Below are 17,761 nucleotides of genomic sequence, written 5' to 3'. Positions count from 1 at the left end.
TCCTGATCGAAGGCCCGATGATGAAAGACAGTCTGATTGCTGCGCGCGTAATTGTACGAGAGCGTGTGGCCTGCGATGTGGTGTCTTTGCGGCTTGCGAGCGGCGAGGCGAATGCCGAGTTGCCCGCGTTCGAAGCGGGGGCGCATATCGATCTGCATCTGCGCGGCGGACTTGTGCGCAAGTACTCGCTATGCAGCGATCCGTCGGAGCGCGCGTTCTATGAAATTGCCGTGAAACGGGAGCCGGCCTCGCGCGGCGGTTCCGTTTTCGTACACGACGAGATTCAGATTGGCGACATTGTGTCCGTTGGCAGGCCCGAGAACTACTTTCCCCTGGCACCGGACGGCAGCGGCGCCGTATTGCTCGCTGCGGGCATAGGTATCACGCCCTTGCTGGCGATGGCGCGTACCTTGAAGCGTGCTGGCCGTGCGCTCGACTTTCACTATTTTGTTCGCTCTCTGGACGATGCCGCCTATGCGCGCACGTTGCAGGACCACCTGGCGGATGTCTCAACATTGCACGTTGGTCTGACGCCGGAGCTGACCCGCGAAACCCTTGCGCAAATCGTGCGACGCATGAGTGCGCAGGAGCACCTCTATTTTTGTGGCCCGGCTCCGTTCATGGATGCCGCCGATGCTATCGCGTGCGACCATCTTCCGGAGCAGCAGATACACTGCGAGCGTTTCTCGGCCGCAGCGAGCGACGTGGCGGGAGAACGATCCTTCGAAATCCAACTGGCGCGCTCGCAACGTGTGCTCACTGTGCCGCCCGAGAAGTCCATTACCGACGTGCTGTTCGAACACGGCGTGCCGATCGGGACGTCGTGTGAAGCCGGAATATGCGGTGCTTGTCGCACCGCAGTGCTGGACGGCACGCCTGATCATCGCGATGATTTTTTGAGCGCGGCGGACAAGGCGCGCAATGATTGCATCATGCCGTGCGTGTCGCGCTGCAAGAGCGGGCGGTTGGTGCTGGACATTTGAGTTGGGCTATTCGACGAATGGGGTTTGGTACCAGCGCAAACGTACAAGTGCGCGCGGCTCGGTGACGCTCATTGAACGGCGCCCGCGTGCTTAACGCTTGCGCCCGCGGGTGCTGCGCGTGCCGCCGGCGCCGCCCGAGTCACGCAGTGCGTCAGCCCGCTCACGAATCAGTTCGATCAGCGCCCGCAGACCGGCGGGCACATGACGGCTGCCCGGAAAGTACAGGCACAGGCCGTCGAGCGGCGGCGTCCAGTCTTCCAGCACGCGCACGAGCGAGCCGGCTTCGAGATCCGCGCGCACATTCCACTCTGTCAAATAGGCAAGCCCCAGGCCCGCGCGCGCGGCCGCGAGCATAAGTGCGGGTAAGTCCAGCGTGAGCGCGCCCTCTACGCTGATGCGCAGCGTCCGGTCACGCTTTTCGAATTCCCAATGATCGATCGAGCCACTCGGCATGCGGCTGCGAATGCACTGATGATGTTTGAGGTCCGCCGGCTTTGCGGGCGGTGCATGTTGTGCAAAGTACGCGGGACTTCCGACGACAGCAAAGCGCTGACGGTCGCCGAACGGCACCGCGACCATGTCCTTCGGCACGGTTTGGGCGAGGCGAATGCCCGCATCGGAACCGGCGACGACGATATCCACCAGCCGCCCTTCCGTGACGATATCCAGCTTCATGTCGGGATAACGCCGCACGTATTCGATGAACACCGGCATCACCTGATTCGCCGCACCGGCCGATGTGTTGATGCGCAATGTGCCCGATGGCGTGTCGCCGAAGTGACGCGCCGCGTCCAGCGACGAGTGGATCGTGGAGAGCGCTGGCGCCACCTCCGCGACGAACGCCACGCCCGCTTCGGAAAGCGACACGCTGCGCGTGGTGCGATTGAAAAGCCGTACGCCGATGCGCGCTTCAAGGGTCGCGACCGCGTGACTGAGCGCGGAAGTGGACACGCCCATTTCCTGCGCGGCGGCGCGAAAACTGCGGTGCCGTGCCACCGCGACCACGGCCTCCAGTTCGAGGAGGCCCGATGTCTGTGAGTTGGCCATTATCCGGAATCGTTCAATAACTCATCCCCGATTGTATGGCTAGTCGGCACAATGCATTTGCCCTATCTTCAGCGACATGAGCACGCAACCTGGAGCGGACATGCAGTACATCGACACGGTTTATATCGACGGCGCGTTCGTCACGCCGCACGGCGACGAAGCGTTCGACCTTTTCAATCCGGCGACGGAGCGCGTGATCGGCCGCGTGCGGCTCGCGGACGAAGCCGATGCGGACAACGCAATCGCAGCGGCAAAGCGCGCGTTCGCGAACTTCTCGCGAACCGGTCGAGGCGAGAGGATAGAGATGCTCGAGCGCATGCACGCCGCGCTCGCGGCGCGCGAAGATGCATTGTTCGACGCAATTGTCGACGAATACGGTGCGCCGGTGTCGCGCGCCCGCTGGATGGCGCGGCATGCCGCCGGCGTGCTGCTCGAAGCGGCGCGCATGCTCGAACACTACCCGTTCACTCGCCGCGAGGGCAGTGCCGAAGTGACCATGCAGCCGCTTGGCGTGGCCGGCCTCATCACGCCCTGGAACAACGATGCGGGCTTCATCTGTGGCAAGCTCGCGGCGGCGCTGTCGGCCGGCGGCACTGCCGTCATCAAGCCGAGCGAGATGAGCGCGATGCAGACGCGCGTTGTCACTGAGGCGCTGCACGAAGCCGGTCTGCCCCGCGGCGTATTCAACATCGTGACGGGCAAGGGCGAGAGAGTGGGCGCGCGCATCAGTGCGCATCCCGATGTGGCAAAGCTGTCGTTCACGGGATCGACGGCGGTGGGCAAGACGATCTTGCGCACGGGCGCCGACACGCTCAAGCGCGTGACGCTGGAACTGGGCGGCAAATCGCCCCTTGTCGTACTCGACGACGCGGACCTCGACGAAGCCGCGAAACTGGCACTTGCCGCGGGCTTTATGAATAGCGGTCAGGCGTGCGTTGCGGGCACGCGCATCCTGGTGCCCCGCGCGCTGCTCGCCGCGTTTGAAGCAAGCATGGCGAGGCATCTTGCCGACGTGCGCGCCGGCGATCCGCGCGATCCCGCGACGACCGTGGGTCCGATGGTCAGCGCGAAACAGTGGCAGCGAGTGCAACGGTACATTCGCGTCGGCATCGACGAGGGTGCACGGCTAATTGCGGGCGGCGAAGGGCGGCCGCAGGGCGTCGAGGCGGGTTGGTTCGTTCGTCCGACCGTGTTCAGCGACGTTCGCAACGACATGACCATCGCTCGCGAGGAGATTTTCGGGCCGGTGCTGTCGATCATCGCCTATCAAGACGACGAGGAAGCCGTCGCGATTGCGAACGACACCGTGTACGGCCTGCAGGCGTATGTAGTTTCGACGAATGCGCAACGGGCTCGCCTGATTGCTTCGCGCATCGAGGCGGGGCGCGTGCTCGTCAACACACTCGCGCACGAACCTGCCGCCCCGTTCGGCGGCTTCAAGCAGTCGGGTATAGGACGAGAGTATGGTACCTATGGGCTCGAAGCCTATCTCGAGCCGAAGGCGGTGCTGGGCGTTACGGGCGGGTGAGAGTGGCAGGGGGCTCCGCGCCCGCGTTCAGGGTATTCATGAAATCGACGATGCTTTAATGCGGCATATTCACCGAACGTTTGCGCCTGGCACCCGGACAAAACGGCGCCGCCGGCTTTCACGCATGCACTACGGCTATCGTACGATCGCGCCTGAACTCCCGGCGTCCGTCAAGATCCGGACGCCGGGACATCGGATGTTCACGCGGCAGCCGGCAGCCTGAACACCGACACCAGTTCCTTGAGCCTGCCTGCCTGACCAGCCAGCGATTCGGCTGCGGCGGCAGCCTGCTCGACGAGCGCCGCGTTCTGCTGCGTCACCTGGTCCATCTGCGCGACCGCGATGTTCACCTGTTCGATGCCGCGATGCTGTTCGCCGGTTGCCTCGTTGATCTCCTGCATCAGGCCGGTGACGCGACCGACTGACGACACCACGTCGCGAATCGTATCGCCCGCTTCGGTGACGAGAGCGCATCCGCGCTGTGTGCCGTCGACGGACTCGCCGATCAGTTCCTTGATCTCTTTGGCGGCACTGGCGCTGCGCTGAGCCAGTGTGCGGACTTCGCCTGCGACGACTGCAAAGCCACGGCCTTCCTCGCCGGCGCGCGCTGCTTCGACGGCCGCGTTCAACGCCAGGATATTGGTCTGGAAAGCAATTCCTTCGATCACCGAAATGATGTCTGCAACCCGGCCCGCGCTGTTCGATATGTCACTCATCGTATCGACCACGCGAGCAACCACCGCACCGCCTTGCTCTGCAACATTCGATGCCTGTTGCGCAAGCGTGTTGCCCTGGAGCGCATTCTCCGCGCTCTGGCGTACGGTTGAGGTCAGTTCTTCCATGCTGGCGGCGGTTTCTTCGAGAGAAGCCGCCTGCTGCTCGGTGCGCTGGCTCAGGTCGATGTTGCCGGCCGCGATTTCCGATGCGGAGGTTGCGATGTTCTCGCTGCTCGTGCGGACTTCATAGACGAGGCTAGCCAGGCGTCCGTTCATCTCGCCCAATGCACGCAGCAGATTGGCGGCTTCGTCGCGGCCTTCCACTTCGATCGACGACGTGAGGTCGCCTTTGGCCACCGTCTCTGCCAGCGCGACTGCACGTTCGATTGGACGGGTAATCGAACGGGTAATCAGCATGGCTACGGCAACCGCGGCAAACAACGAGGCGGCAATCAGAAGCCCCGTTCCCCACCGCGCCGACTCGCTGCTCGCCGCAGCCGTGGCCTTCGCCGCTTCGGAGCCTTCGCGATTGAGAACGACGTTGGCCTCGATGGCTTTCATCAGGTCGAGGAACTGGACGGAAGATGGCCCTGCCGCGAAGGCTCGTTCCTCGGGATCGTCGGCCCGGCCTTCAACGGCCGCTTTCATCATGCGCTCGTCGGACGCGCGGTATGTTGCGAGCCGCGTGCGGATGTCCTGCAGCATTTGCGCCTCGCGATCCGACGAAACGAGCTTTGCATAAGCGTCGATCAAGCGTGTCAGATCATCCGCCGCGGCGCCGTGTTGCTTCATCTGCGCCTTGCGGCTCTCATTCGACGGATCGAGCATGATCCGCAAAGATGCTCGGCGCACGGCGTTGGCCGCACCGCGGACGTCGCCGAGCGTCTGCACGCTCGGCAGCCAGTTGTCGGCGATGTCACGGGCGCTGCTGTCGACCCGATTGATCTGCCACAGAGCGAACGCCCCGAGCGCACACATCAATGCCATCGAAATACCAAAACCAATGGCGAGGCGAACGCCGATCTTCAGATTGCTCAACATTTACAGCTTCCATTGTGTTTGAGATAGAAACTGTGGTTACGGCGCAAATCGGCGGCTCTGAAGGGGGTTCGTAATCGATCATTACAAAGGCCTTGCTGCACGCCGTTGGCGGGGCGGAGGGGATCTTGTCTGATTTAAGCGAACCCGGAAAAGGTCCGGCTGGCGCTCCGTGTGAATGCTGTCTGGCAGGTTGCGCGCGCAACCATACGCTCGCTTTTGCAGCGCGCAGCCGTTGTGATCGCGCCGGGTTGAAGTCGGGCCAACGGCTCCAGGAAAAATAAGGATTCCCAACGCATTGACAACACCAGTCATGACCGACCGGCAAGAAATGCCGATCGAGAACGTAGTCCACAGCGTACGTGAGCTGCGCTCAATGTGCAGTTGCGAACCGCGCGTTTTCACATACCGCCCTTTCGCGAGCCCCGTCCCGCGACCTCCACTGCTGCCGCTCATTGCGGCCTTACCTCCAGGGTGTTATAAAGCCGTGTCGGAAAAGGCAGACTTGGTTTGGTAAGCCCAAGTCCTTTCGGTAACGAAAGCTCTGGTCTTTGGCCTCGTGCATGAGATCCCCGCGACGAACATCTGACGCTGACAAGGCGTCCAAACGTTCGTCCGTGTGATTCTCAACCTGAGGAACGCTCCGGTCGGACATCGACACAGGAGTCGTTCATGCAAAGCCCGTTTCAACCTATCTATGACGTAGTAATCGCCGGAGCCGGCCCCGTTGGCCTGTTTCTCGCCTGCGAACTGCGCCTGTCGGACCTGTCGGTCCTCGTGCTGGAGCGCGCCCCAGACCCCCACTCTCCGTTAAAGCGCCTTCCGTTCGGAATGCGCGGTCTCTCGGCGCCTACGCTTGAAGCGCTGTATCGCCGCGAGTTGCTGGATGAGCTGGTCACGGCGCAGCGTGCAAACGGTGACCCGCTCACGACTCGCTCCGCGCACTGGATGCAGCAGCCGCGCCGACCCGCCGGCCATTTCGCGGGCATCCAGTTCTATCACGACAACATCGACGCGTCGAAGTGGCCGTATCGCCTGCCGGGCCCGGCAGGCACCAGCATGGCTGTTACGTTGGAGACGCTTGAAACGGTCTTGGCCGGGCGGGCGAGTGCAATGGGCGTCGAAGTCCGGCGTGGCTTCGGTGTCGACGAATTGCAGACGTCGGACGAGGGCGTGACTGTTCACGCCGGTGGAGCGACTTTTCGCGGACGCTGGCTCGTCGGTTGCGACGGCGGCCGCAGTGCGGTGCGCAAGGCAGGCGCCTTTGACTTCGTGGGCACGGACCCTGAGTTCACCGGCTATTCCGTCGAAGTAGAGATGGCCGATCCGCAGGCGCTGCGCCCCGGCCGGCACTATACGGCGGCCGGCATGTACACCTATGCGCAACCCGGCACGATCGCGATGGTCGAGTTCGACGGCGGCGCCTGTCACCGGCGCGAGCCGGTCACGCTTGAACATGTGCAGGCGGTATTGCGCCGCGTGTCCGGCGCGCACATCACGCTGGCGAAACTTCGACTCGCTACCACCTGGACGGATCGCGCGTACCAGACCACGGCGTATCGCAATGGACGCGTGCTGCTCGCGGGCGATGCCGCTCACATCCACTCTCCGTTGGGCGGTCAAGGGCTCAATCTCGGGATCGGAGATGCGATGAACCTCGGTTGGAAGCTGGCCGCCACGATCCGCGGCAACGCGCCAGCCGGCCTGCTCGACAGTTATCAACGAGAGCGGCACCCAGTGGGAGCGGGCGTGCTCGACTGGTCGCGCGCGCAAGTCGCGCTCATGCGGCCCACTCAAAGCACGCGAGCGCTCGAAGCGATCATCCGCGATCTCATCGAGACTCGGGATGGCGCGACGTATTTCGCCGAGCGCGTGTGGGGCGTGTCTTTGCGCTACGATCCTGGCAGCGGTCATCCGCTCGCGGGCCGCAGCGTTCCTGATTTCGAACTGGTCGACGGGACGAAGGTTGGGAGCCTTCTGCGCGAAGGCAAGGGCCTTTTGTTGGACTTCGACACGCTCGCATCGCTCGAAGCGCTTACGAGCCATTGGCGCGAACGAGTCACCCATGTCGCGGGCGACGTGCGGGACCGGCTTGGCTTGCGCGCTGTACTGGTGCGTCCTGACGGGTTTGTTGCGTGGGCGAGCGAAACCGTCCCCGACGACGAAGAGGTTATCCGGGCCCTGTCGGAATGGTTTGGCGAACCTGCGGACGCAGGCGGGTCCGCCTCGTAGACAGCAGCCCAGGCGAACCGTTTCTCGGGCCGAAGCGTCAATCAGCTCACGGGCAGCAAGCACGCGGCCGTTGGTGAAAGCAACGCGCGTAGCCTTGCTGCCGGCGCCGCTATTTTCCCAGCGATTGTAGAAGCCTCGCGAGGTCTTGCGGCTCGACACGAATGATCCCTCCTCGCGGACTGTCGATGTCTGCAATCAAAGCCAGCGACAACGCGACGGTGAACGGCAGTATCGCCAGCAACGCGCCTCGCCGTAGCCGTCCCTTTGCGCCGTAGCCCTGAATGGTGCAGCCAAACAGCGCAATTGCGGTCATGAGAAACCACGCACCCAGAGGAATATGGTTGATGCGCGCCGCTTCCGCATAGTCCTGTGAATTCAGAACGTCGTTCATTCCCGCGACCACGAGAGCGCCTATTGGCGTGGCATGGGTCTCGGCCACCTGCGTGGCCAGCTTCCAGAGATCGGCTTGCGCAGTGGCCGTATCGCGATTGAGTTGTGCGAGTTCCTTGGGATCACGGGTTCGATAATTGGCGAGCCGCAACCGCAGGTAGTCAACGAGCCGTTCCTTTATGCGGGTCGCGTTCGGGGGGCCGGCCAGATCGGCCCGGACATACTCCGTACCGATCGCATTTGCCTCACCTTCTTCAAGGTTCTTTCGCTGATCATAACGGCCTACAGCCATCGACAAACTGAAGCCGATCAGCAATGCCAGCAGTGTCAGCGTAGATGTCTGGATGAGATTGAAGTCTTCGCGATCGTCGTCGCGCAGTTCGACCAGGCGACGCAGAACGAATGCGCCGAATGCCACGGCGCCGGTGAACAACACGAGAAGTACCAGGAAAAGCGCTGCCGGATGATCTACCAATGCTGCCATGAATTTTCCCCTTCGTATCCAGTCTTGAGATACCACGAGCGTGCATACACGGACCTACTCCCTGGTCCGTGTCTAACAGTAGACGATGTTGGCCAAAGGTGGAATGCACAAAGCGTAATGGCCGTGCGAACCTTGTGATTGCACATTTCAGCCACGAAACCTGGTAACCTGGCACGCGTTGTAGTCATTGCGCAAGCAAGATGGCTAAGAAAGAGCGGGTAGGCGAGGGAGCCTGGTTCCAGAAGGAGATCGAGGCGAGCAAATCTCAGGACGCCAGATTGTGCAAGCGCTTTGGCATGGTGCTGGAACGGTTATGGTCGGGCATAGGCCAGACGATTTCCGTTGCATGTCAGGATTGGTCCTCCACGAAGGCAGCTTACCGATTCCTGTCTAATGAGCAGGTTAGCGAGCAGGAAATCTTGAGCGGTCACCTCCATGCGAGTGCAGAGCGCTTCAGGTCGACGCAAGGCCGCATTCTTATCCCAGAGCATGACGGTGTTGCCGCCCATCGGCAAGCAAAGCCACTACCCGGCGCTGCAACTCGCGGTGATCCGCGCGCAAGAGCGCGATGTGCCGCCCGGGCGTCCCGGCATCGAGTGCAAGCTGCTGAGCAATCTTCCAGTCCAATCGCGTGCAGAAGCAATCGCTCCTGCTGGCAGGCCTGCTGCATGATTCGTCGTGTATGTGGTGGCGACCTGCTGTGCGTTGTCGCTGGGCTTTCTCGCTTGCGGTTTTATCACCGCTTATGTGTATACGCCGGAGCTGTATCCAACAAGCATCCGTGCGATGGGCTGCAGCGTGGGCGGCGCATGGCTGAAAGTGGCGGCAATCTTCGCGCCTGCCATCGTCTCGAAGACGATGATCGGCGGCAATCTGCAGTTCGCGTTTTACATACTCGCGGCTGTGCCGTTTCTTGCGGCAGTGGCCGTGCATTTTCTGGGCATTGAAACCAAAGGTAAGGTGCTCGAGCAGTTGGAGGCTTGACGCTGCGTTTGCGCAAAAGCGCCCAGTCTCTGCAGATTACGGTGTTGTAAGAGTCGACCAAAGTCAACAGGGATGTGGCTTGCAAGCAGTTTGAAGATCATTGCACACGACGAACGCGTACACGGTATTCGCCGTTGCGCGCCGGGCGTATGCAATTCGATATCGGGAAAGTACTAAAGCTGGCGCGCGGCCTGCCGATATTCCGTAAGACGATAGCGGAACTTCATGCCTGGGCCTCCGGTTTATTTTTAAGCGACTATTCCCTTACCAAAATGCTACGCAGCCATCTTTCTATCAATGCCCGCCTCGTTGCGGCAATGTCCTTTCTTGGAGTACTGCTGGTTGTCATCGGCGCTTTTGGGGTGTCCGGGATGGTCACCAGCAACAACGCAAACCGGCAAACGTATTCTGAACAGTTGCCCAAGTCGATTGCCGTCGGCGAGATGACCATCATGGTCGGGCGTCAACGCACCTCGCTCGACCGCGCCGCGATCGATCCCGGCTCGCAGGACGCGCTGAACATGTACGGCAAGGAGAAGGAAGTTCGAGAGGCGGCGGATGCAGCATGGCAAAAGTATCTTTCGCTGCCGCGCGATGCAGAAGAAGACCGGCTTGCAGCGGGCGTGACGCAGCAGTACCAGGCGACCCAGACGGAACTCGCACGCTTTCGCGAGGCGACCCAGCGCGGCAATCGTGAGGAGATACTCAAGCTGATGTTCAGTGTGGGAAAGATCTACACGAGCATGCAGGAAGCAGCGAATGCGCTAAAGACCTATCAGTTCAAGCAGTCGCAGCAGCAATATGAAGCCACTGAGCACCGCTATCACCTGCTGCTCGCGGGCAGCTTCGCCGCGATCGCCGCGGGCCTGTGCGCTGCCGTGGGCGGCTGGTATTTCCTTCGCAAGGCCATTCTGGTTCCGGTAAACGATGCTATCGCGCATTTCGGCCAGATCGCACGAGGCAATCTGGGCCGGGACATAGAGATTCGCACGCACGACGAAATGGGGCGCATGCTGAGCGGTCTGGCAGAGATGCAGGCCAATTTGCGGCGCACCGTGCGTACCCTGACCGAGGGCAGCACTGCAATTGCGACCGCGACGCGCCAGATCGCTGCAGGCAATGCAGATCTTTCTGCCCGTACGGAATCGCAGGCTGCATCGATTCAGGAAACTGCAACCAGCGCAGAGCAGTTGAGCGGCACGGTCCGGCAAAATGCCGACAACGTGCAGCGCGCCACCGAACTCTCGTCGTCGGCGTCGGATATCGCGCGGCGCGGGCATGAAGCGGTTTCGCGCGTCGTCAAGACCATGGGCGAGATCAGCCAGAGTTCGGCGTCGGTTGCTGAGATTACGTCGATCATCGAAGGGATTGCGTTTCAGACCAACATTCTTGCGCTCAACGCTGCGGTAGAAGCCGCGCGTGCCGGCGACCAGGGACGCGGCTTTGCAGTCGTGGCCGGCGAAGTCCGCACGCTTGCACAGCGCTCGTCCGCCGCGGCCAAGGAAATTCGCGAGCTGATCGCAAACTCCACGACGCGTATCGACGACGGCGCCAAACAGGTGAACGAGGCCGGCGACACGATGACCGAGTTGATCGATGCGGTTGCCAGGACCAACGCGATCATGGCCGAGATTGCCGCCGCGACGCAGGAACAAAGCCACGGGCTTAGCCAGGTCAGCATCGCCGTGCACAGCATGGACAACGCCACCCAACAGAACGCGGCGCTTGTCGAAGAAGCCGCTGCGGCAGCCGGTTCGCTGGAAGATCAGGCGCAAAGACTCGCTGAAGCCGCGACGCAGTTCAGCCTGGGCGATCAAACGCGCTGAAACCGGCAGACCCATGAGACGGACGGACGCATTACGGGACCGTCTTTTTGCCTCAATATAACGTAAACACATAGTACAAAAGAGGACCCCATGTCAAAACAACCCGAGCCGCGGCGACGCTTCCTGCGGCAAGTGCTGGCCATCGTGCCGGCTGCGTCGGTCGCGTCGGGCGCAGCGCTCACGCAGTCGGCCTGCAATAGCGCGGCGCCGAGCGCCGCCGCTCGCGCCGACTATCACCCCACGTACTTCACCACTGCCGAATGGACCTTCCTGTACGCGGCGGTGGATCGGTTGATTCCCGAAGACGAACACGGTGCGGGCGCGCTGAAGGCCGGCGTGCCCGAGTACATCGACCGGCAGATGGAAACGCCTTACGGTCACGGCAAGCTCTGGTACATGCAAGGGCCCTTCCATCCGGATGTCGTCGCGGAAATGGGTTATCAGATCAATCTGGCGCCGCGCGATGTCTACCGTCATGGCATTGCAGCGTGCGACGAATACTGCAAGAAGAACCACGGCGGCAAGACCTTCGCCCAACTCGACGTGGCCGCGCAGGAAGCGGTACTTCACGACATGGAACACGGCAAGCCCGCGTTCGAATCTGTGCCGTCGCGCACGTTTTTCTCGTTCCTGCTTGGCAATACCAAGGAGGGCTTCTTCGCCGATCCCATCTACGGCGGCAACAAGGATATGGCGGGCTGGAAGATGCTCGGTTTTCCGGGCGCACGCGCGGACTTCATGGACTGGATCGAGCAACCGGGCGCGAAGTACCCGTACGGTCCGGTGTCGATCAACGGCAGGCGGGGGTAAGCAGTGGCAATCAAGAAGAACAAGGTCGATTGCGTTGTCGTAGGTTTTGGCTGGACCGGTGCGATTCTCGCGCAGGAACTCACTGACGCAGGACTCAACGTGGTCGCGCTCGAGCGCGGACCGATGCGCGACACGCCTACCGATGCGAACTATCCAAAGGTTGTCGACGAACTCAAGTACGCGGTGCGCGGCGAGCTGTTCCAGGACTTGTCGTCGGAAACGGTGACGATCCGGCATGGCGTGGATGATCTCGCGGTCCCATATCGCCAGCACGCATCGTTTCTTCTCGGCAATGGCGTGGGCGGCGCGGGCTTTCACTGGAACGGCATGCATTACCGGATGCTGCCCGAGGAGCTCCAGTTGCGCACGCGCTATGAAGAGCGCTACGGCAAGAAATTCATTCCGGAGGGCATGCAGGTTCAGGACTTCGGCGTCACTTATGACGAGATGGAGCCATTCTTCGATTTCGCGGAGAAGGTTTTCGGTACGTCCGGCAAGGCGGGCAATCTGAACGGCGATCTCCAGGCCGGCGGCAATCCGCTGGAAGGGCGCCGCAGCAGCGAGTTTCCGACACCGCCGCTGAAAAACAGCCTTGGCGCGTCCTTGTTCGAGAAGGCGGCGCGCGAAGTCGGCTTGCATCCGTATCCGGCGCCCGCAGCGAATGCGTCGACGCCTTATACGAATCCGTATGGCGTGCGTCTGGGGCCGTGCAACTTCTGCGGCTTCTGCGAAGACTTCGGCTGCTATATGTACTCCAAGGCGTCGCCGCAGACCACCATTCTTCCTGTGCTGCTGAAGAAGGCAAACTTCGAACTCCGAACAAAGTCTTACGTTACCAGGGTGCTCCTTTCGCCGGACAAGAAGCGTGCGACTGGCGTGACGTACATCGACGCGCAAGGCCGCGAAGTGGAGCAGCCCGCGGACATGGTGATCGTCGCCGCGTTCCAGATGCACAACGTGCGCCTGTTGCTGCTTTCCGGCATCGGCAAGCCCTATGATCCGAAAACGGGCGAGGGCGTGGTCGGGCGCAACTACGCGTACCAGATGAACGGCGGCATTAATGTGCTGCTGCCCAAGGGCACCCAGCTCAACCCGTTCGTCGGCAGCGGCGCCGGCGGCGTGGGCCTTGACGATTTCAATGGCGATCAGTTCGATCATGGTCCGCTCGGCTTTGTCGGCGGCGCGAGCATTCGCCACATCCGCACGGGCGGCCGTCCAATCAAGCAGGCCGCGACGGTGCCGGGCACGCCGACCTGGGGCAGCGGCTGGAAAGCCGGCATTAGCGATGCCTATCAGCGCTACATGACCATCGGCATCTCCGGCTCGGTGATGCCATATCGCGACGCCTACCTCGATCTCGATCCGACCTATCGGGACGCGTACGGCCTGCCGCTGCTGCGCATGACGTTCGACTGGCACGACAACGAATACTCAATGCTCGACTATATCGGCACGCGTATGGAGGAAGTCGCGAAGGCGATGAACCCGGAAAAGCATTTCCGCGCGATCCGCAAGAAGGGGCAGCACTACGACACGCGTGTCTACCAGTCCACCCACACCACGGGCGGCGCGGTAATGGGTGCGTCGCCCGCAACGAGCGTCGTCAACAAGTATCTGCAAAGCTGGGACGTGCCCAATGTCTTCGTAATGGGCGCTTCGGCGTTCCCGCAGAACATGGGCTACAACCCGACGGGCATCGTCGCGGCGCTCGCGTTCCACTCGGCGAAGGCGATCCGCGAGCAGTATCTGAAAGATCCGGCTCCGCTGGTACAGGCATAAGGAGACGGCAATCATGAAAAGCATTCGTTTTGCTCTCGCATGCACGATCGTTCTGGCGGGCACTTGTGCCAGTGTCTTTACTCGTCCGGCCGTCGCCGCGCCTGTTGCTGCGGACGCGCAGTTGATCGAGAAGGGCCGCTACCTTGCGGCGGCGGGCGACTGCATCGCATGCCACACCGCGAAAGGCGGCAAGCCGTTCGCGGGCGGCCGGGGCATTGCGTCGCCTATCGGCACGATTTACTCGACCAACATCACGCCCGACAAGGCCACTGGCATCGGCAACTATACGTTCGACGATTTCGACCGCGCGGTGCGCCACGGTATCGCGCAGAACGGTTCGACGCTGTACCCGGCAATGCCGTACGTCTCGTATGCAAAGGTCAAGCCGTCTGACGTGAAGGCGTTGTACGCGTATTTCATGCATGGCGTCGAGCCGGTCGAGCAAGGCAACCGTGCGTCCGACATACCGTGGCCGCTTTCCATGCGCTGGCCGCTGCGCTTCTGGCGCATGGCGTTTGCACCGGAAGTGGTCGGCGACGACACGGCGCCGCCGGACAGTCCTGTTGCGCGTGGCCGCTATATGGTCGAAGGACTTGCGCATTGCAGCGCCTGTCATACGCCGAGAGGATTCGGGCTAGAGGAGAAATCGCTCACCGACGACGGCAGGCTGTTCCTGTCGGGCGGTGTGATTGATCACTACCTGGCGAAGAATCTGCGAGGTGACGCCAAAGACGGTCTTGGTAGTTGGAGCGAAGCGGACATCGTGACGTTCCTGAAAAGCGGACGCACGGCGCATTCGGCCGCGTTCGGCGGTATGGCGGAAGTGGTGCAGAACAGCACGCAACACCTGAGCGACTCCGATCTGGCCGCGATCGCCGCGTATCTGAAGACGCTGGCGCCGGCCAACCCATCGGGCCCAGCCCTGGCAGCAAACACGAATGCGGGCCACGCGTTGCGCGCGGGCAGCGATCATAGCAACGGTGCAATGACCTATGTCGACAACTGCGCGGCTTGTCACCGCACAAGTGGCAGTGGCTATCAAAGCACTTTCCCCACGTTGGCGCTTTCAACGGTCGTCAACACCGAGGATCCGACCTCGCTGATCCGTATCGTGCTGCAAGGCGGCGAGATGCCGTGGACAGCAGCGGGGCCGACGCACTATGCGATGCCGGATTTCGCATCGCGCCTGACGGACCGCGATGTTGCAGACGTGCTGACGTTTGTGCGTTCGAGCTGGGGCAATCACGCGCCGGCGGTGACCGTGGATCAGGTTGCCAAGGTGCGCAAGGCTGTCGACGCACACGCAGAGCCTGTGCGCGCTGAGAACCGTTGACACGTGACATTGCAACGGCGTAGATATGAGCAAATAGCCCGCTCTTTTGCGGGCTATTTGCCGTCTATGTCTCAATAGCCGGATGTCTTAAACCTATGGGCACAGTTTCTTTCGCGGATTACCAACGGGGTGCCTGTCTGCGCCGAATGCCCGTGTGGCTCCAATAGCTGACAACAGGAGGCCGTGCTCACGGGTAATCGCTGAATCGCGACGTGGGCTCCTCTAGAGTCGACGTCGGCGCATAGCCGGGTACGCTTGTGCGGAACTGGTTGAGCAATCCGTTATCGACCTGAGAAAAGCCTTTTAGCTGAAGCTGCATCAGAACCCGCGTGCCGGTACTCGGCGAGGTGGTCGAACTGGTTGCGTTGGTGTACTTCTCGAATGCCACGCCCAATGACCAGCAGTCCGCCTCGTATTGCAGCCCGAGCAAACCGGCAATCAGCCGATGCGAACTCATGTCGTAATTGACGCGCGCCACACTCACAACGTTGCGTGCAAGCGGCCATTGCCCGGAGACAATGAACTGATTTACCGGCTGATAATCCAGCGTACTGTTTGCACGGGTATAGCGGTACGCCATGTTCAGCACCTGGTGAGCGCCCGGTGCCCAGCCCAGTCCGGCTTCGGCATGCGTGAGGTAGTGGTTGGCCTGACTGTACTCGAGCGCCTGTTCGGCGCTCAGGTTCGGTCCGACCTTATATGACGCGCCCGCAATAATGCCGGTGCGCGCGACCGTGCTGATTGCGTCGTCGGCCTGCAAGGTCACACGCGGCGTGCGAAAGTCGTATTGCTGTGCGAGAACAAAGCGTGCGCGCTCATCCCCGCTTGCGGGATCGATGAAGCGCGTAGTCAATGCGGCCGTCGCTCGATTCGAATCTGACACCCTGTCGTTACCCACAAAGCTATTCGTCATGAAAAGTTCGGTGAGTCCGAAATCGGCCGCGGCAGTATCGAATAGCGGCACGTATGCCTGATTGCGATATGGCGTGTAGACATAAAAGAGGCGCGGCTCCAGCGTCTGAATATACGTCGTGCCGAAAAGCCGCACGCTTCGCTCGAAGCGCATACCTGAATCGAGGCTGAGTGTCGGCACGCTGAGGCTCAACGACTTCGGCTCGCCGGCGGGCACATCATTGCCGATCGAGGTCAGATCATATGCGGCAAAATGCCAGGCGAGTTTGGGTGTAATGAACCAGCCAGGGCGTTCTATCGGATAGCTCAGGTAAGGGTTGAAGACGAAGCGGTTCCCTTGCGTCATATCCGACGACGAGATCGTGAAACGCGTGGCGTCTGCTTCCGCGCCAAAGTCGAAACCGCCTACGTTGTAGCGCGCATAACGCACGTTCACCTGCGGCTCGCGGTTGTATGTGGAGTCGCTGGAAAACGACTGCCAGCGCTGCTCGCGCGCAAGCACGCTCCACGGCCCATTGGAATAGGTGAGCCCGGCTTCCTGCTGGTAAAGCGTGGTGGAACCCGTGGGAAAGGCGACGCCGGATGCAAGATCGGTCACGACAGTCGAGTCGGAGACACGGTTGTAGTCGACGTATGCGCCGAAGCCGGAGCCGAGGTTCCAACGCTGATTCAACGCGATCGAATAGCGCCGCGTGTCGGTAATCGCATCGTGCGGTAGCCAGGCAATCGAAATCGTGCCCGAATCGTTCGGCCGCATATAACGGTAGTCCGCAGTCAGCATCTCGCCTCTGCGCGTCATGATGCGCGGCGTCAGCGTGAGGTCGTAATTGGGCGCGAGGTTGAAGTAGTACGGCAACGCCACGTCCACGCCGTTAGTGGAGCTCATGGAGAACGTGGGCGGCAGCAGGCCGCTGCGCCGCGCTCCCGACAAAGGAAAAGAAAGCCACGGACTGGCGAGGAGCGGCACACCCTGAAAGAACAGCACGCCATTGTGGGCGATGCCCTCGTCATTGCCGCTGTCCATCTCGAACTCCGACGCCTTTACGTACCACGCCGGCTCGGCCTCGCATTGACACGTGCTGTACGTACCGTGCCGCACCACCGTGCGCTCTTTATCCAGAAGATCGATGCGCTGCGCGCTGCCCCACCCGCCTGTTAGATGAAAGCGGTACTTGGGCACGCTGATAAAGCCTTCATTCGCGCCCACAAAGAGATGTGCGTCCGGGCCGTCGAACACATTGCCGTTCTGGACAAGCTGTACATTGCCGTAGGCATCGGCTTTGTCAGTATCGACGTCGTAGTGCAACGCGTCGCTTTTGACGACGGACACATCGCGCCGCAACTGCGCGTGTCCTTTCAGCGACACGTCGGTGTCGGCGGTAGTCGTTATCGAATCGGCGATAGCCCACACGGCGGGCTTGGCGCTTGCGCGCACGGTCTGCTCTGTCAATTGCGGTGCGAGCCGCAAACCCCACACTCCATCAATCGATTCCGGCGCTGCAGCGGTGCCGCTCAATTGCGCGTACGCGCCGAGCGGCGCGCAGCCCGCCGTGCAGAGCATGAAAGAAACGAGCGGTCTCGGGCGGATGCATTGAAATACACTGCGCAGTTTCAAAAGAAGTAACGGTCGGAAAGGATAAAGGACGCAGCGATTCAGCAACGCCGTGGGCAAGCTGGTTCCGCACGCGGTGGGCGCGCT

The 17,761-nt window shown here is 61.6% G+C and carries 11 protein-coding genes and 2 pseudogenes; 9 read left to right on the top strand and 4 right to left on the bottom strand.

The features are described 5' to 3' along the window. Positions 1–17 precede the first annotated feature (17 nt). Positions 18–983, top strand: a complete 966-nt coding sequence (locus tag F757_RS0131190) for a PDR/VanB family oxidoreductase (protein ID WP_027214766.1) — start codon at positions 18–20, stop codon at positions 981–983. A 90-nt stretch (positions 984–1,073) separates the two neighbouring features. Here F757_RS0131190 and F757_RS0131185 read toward each other — a convergent pair whose 3' ends face one another. Continuing rightward, complete coding sequence (locus F757_RS0131185; RefSeq protein ID WP_027214765.1) at positions 1,074–2,030, bottom strand: LysR family transcriptional regulator; 957 nt, start codon at positions 2,028–2,030, stop codon at positions 1,074–1,076. Positions 2,031–2,130: 100 nt separating this feature from the next. On the opposite strand from F757_RS0131185, the gene F757_RS0131180 reads away from it, so the two are divergent. Continuing rightward, positions 2,131–3,558: an aldehyde dehydrogenase family protein gene (locus F757_RS0131180; protein ID WP_027214764.1), complete on the top strand. Its 1,428-nt coding sequence runs from the start codon at positions 2,131–2,133 to the stop codon at positions 3,556–3,558. A gap of 200 nt (positions 3,559–3,758) precedes the next feature. Here the strand turns inward: F757_RS0131180 and F757_RS0131175 are convergent, their stop codons facing one another. After that, the gene (locus tag F757_RS0131175; RefSeq protein ID WP_027214763.1) at positions 3,759–5,315 is read right to left on the bottom strand and encodes a methyl-accepting chemotaxis protein; all 1,557 of its coding nucleotides are present in this window, start codon (positions 5,313–5,315) and stop codon (positions 3,759–3,761) included. Between the two features lie 669 nt (positions 5,316–5,984). On the opposite strand from F757_RS0131175, the gene F757_RS0131170 reads away from it, so the two are divergent. Further along, positions 5,985–7,544, top strand: coding sequence for an FAD-dependent monooxygenase (locus tag F757_RS0131170; RefSeq protein ID WP_027214762.1), 1,560 nt, complete (start codon positions 5,985–5,987; stop codon positions 7,542–7,544). A 109-nt stretch (positions 7,545–7,653) separates the two neighbouring features. Here F757_RS0131170 and F757_RS0131165 read toward each other — a convergent pair whose 3' ends face one another. Then, the gene (locus F757_RS0131165) at positions 7,654–8,418 is read right to left on the bottom strand and encodes a bestrophin-like domain (protein WP_027214761.1); all 765 of its coding nucleotides are present in this window, start codon (positions 8,416–8,418) and stop codon (positions 7,654–7,656) included. A gap of 200 nt (positions 8,419–8,618) precedes the next feature. On the opposite strand from F757_RS0131165, the pseudogene F757_RS37105 reads away from it, so the two are divergent. From F757_RS37105 to F757_RS0131135, 6 genes and pseudogenes are all read left to right on the top strand, one after another. Beyond that, positions 8,619–8,762, top strand: a pseudogene (locus F757_RS37105) (transposase DNA-binding-containing protein); the annotation flags it as partial. A 299-nt stretch (positions 8,763–9,061) separates the two neighbouring features. Continuing rightward, positions 9,062–9,402 (top strand): annotated as a pseudogene (locus tag F757_RS36755) (MFS transporter); the annotation flags it as partial. A gap of 272 nt (positions 9,403–9,674) precedes the next feature. After that, positions 9,675–11,228 carry a methyl-accepting chemotaxis protein gene (locus tag F757_RS0131150; RefSeq protein WP_027214758.1) on the top strand — a complete coding sequence of 518 codons (1,554 nt, stop codon included), beginning with the start codon at positions 9,675–9,677 and terminating at the stop codon, positions 11,226–11,228. Positions 11,229–11,318: 90 nt separating this feature from the next. Beyond that, positions 11,319–12,038 carry a gluconate 2-dehydrogenase subunit 3 family protein gene (locus F757_RS0131145; protein ID WP_027214757.1) on the top strand — a complete coding sequence of 240 codons (720 nt, stop codon included), beginning with the start codon at positions 11,319–11,321 and terminating at the stop codon, positions 12,036–12,038. Positions 12,039–12,041: 3 nt separating this feature from the next. Beyond that, complete coding sequence (locus tag F757_RS0131140; RefSeq protein WP_027214756.1) at positions 12,042–13,817, top strand: GMC family oxidoreductase; 1,776 nt, start codon at positions 12,042–12,044, stop codon at positions 13,815–13,817. Positions 13,818–13,830: 13 nt separating this feature from the next. Then, positions 13,831–15,150: a cytochrome c gene (locus F757_RS0131135; RefSeq protein WP_027214755.1), complete on the top strand. Its 1,320-nt coding sequence runs from the start codon at positions 13,831–13,833 to the stop codon at positions 15,148–15,150. A gap of 187 nt (positions 15,151–15,337) precedes the next feature. Here F757_RS0131135 and F757_RS0131130 read toward each other — a convergent pair whose 3' ends face one another. After that, positions 15,338–17,623, bottom strand: coding sequence for an LPS-assembly protein LptD (locus F757_RS0131130; protein ID WP_027214754.1), 2,286 nt, complete (start codon positions 17,621–17,623; stop codon positions 15,338–15,340). Positions 17,624–17,761 lie beyond the last annotated feature (138 nt).

The organism is Burkholderia sp. WSM2232, assembly GCF_000472545.1.
Classification (GTDB): Bacteria; Pseudomonadota; Gammaproteobacteria; order Burkholderiales; family Burkholderiaceae; genus Paraburkholderia.
Note: the sequence above shows the minus strand (reverse complement) of the source record. Positions and strands in the feature narration are given on the sequence as shown.

What these genes read in the sequence shown, in the direction of transcription:
- F757_RS0131190 (WP_027214766.1), top strand. Translation starts at nt 18, where the DNA reads ATGATGAAAGACAGTCTGATTGCTGCGCGCGTAATTGTACGAGAGCGT.
- F757_RS0131185 (WP_027214765.1), bottom strand. Translation starts at nt 2,030, where the DNA reads ATGGCCAACTCACAGACATCGGGCCTCCTCGAACTGGAGGCCGTGGTC.
- F757_RS0131180 (WP_027214764.1), top strand. Translation starts at nt 2,131, where the DNA reads ATGCAGTACATCGACACGGTTTATATCGACGGCGCGTTCGTCACGCCG.
- F757_RS0131175 (WP_027214763.1), bottom strand. Translation starts at nt 5,315, where the DNA reads ATGTTGAGCAATCTGAAGATCGGCGTTCGCCTCGCCATTGGTTTTGGT.
- F757_RS0131170 (WP_027214762.1), top strand. Translation starts at nt 5,985, where the DNA reads ATGCAAAGCCCGTTTCAACCTATCTATGACGTAGTAATCGCCGGAGCC.
- F757_RS0131165 (WP_027214761.1), bottom strand. Translation starts at nt 8,418, where the DNA reads ATGGCAGCATTGGTAGATCATCCGGCAGCGCTTTTCCTGGTACTTCTC.
- F757_RS0131150 (WP_027214758.1), top strand. Translation starts at nt 9,675, where the DNA reads ATGCTACGCAGCCATCTTTCTATCAATGCCCGCCTCGTTGCGGCAATG.
- F757_RS0131145 (WP_027214757.1), top strand. Translation starts at nt 11,319, where the DNA reads ATGTCAAAACAACCCGAGCCGCGGCGACGCTTCCTGCGGCAAGTGCTG.
- F757_RS0131135 (WP_027214755.1), top strand. Translation starts at nt 13,831, where the DNA reads ATGAAAAGCATTCGTTTTGCTCTCGCATGCACGATCGTTCTGGCGGGC.
- F757_RS0131130 (WP_027214754.1), bottom strand. Translation starts at nt 17,623, where the DNA reads ATGCTCTGCACGGCGGGCTGCGCGCCGCTCGGCGCGTACGCGCAATTG.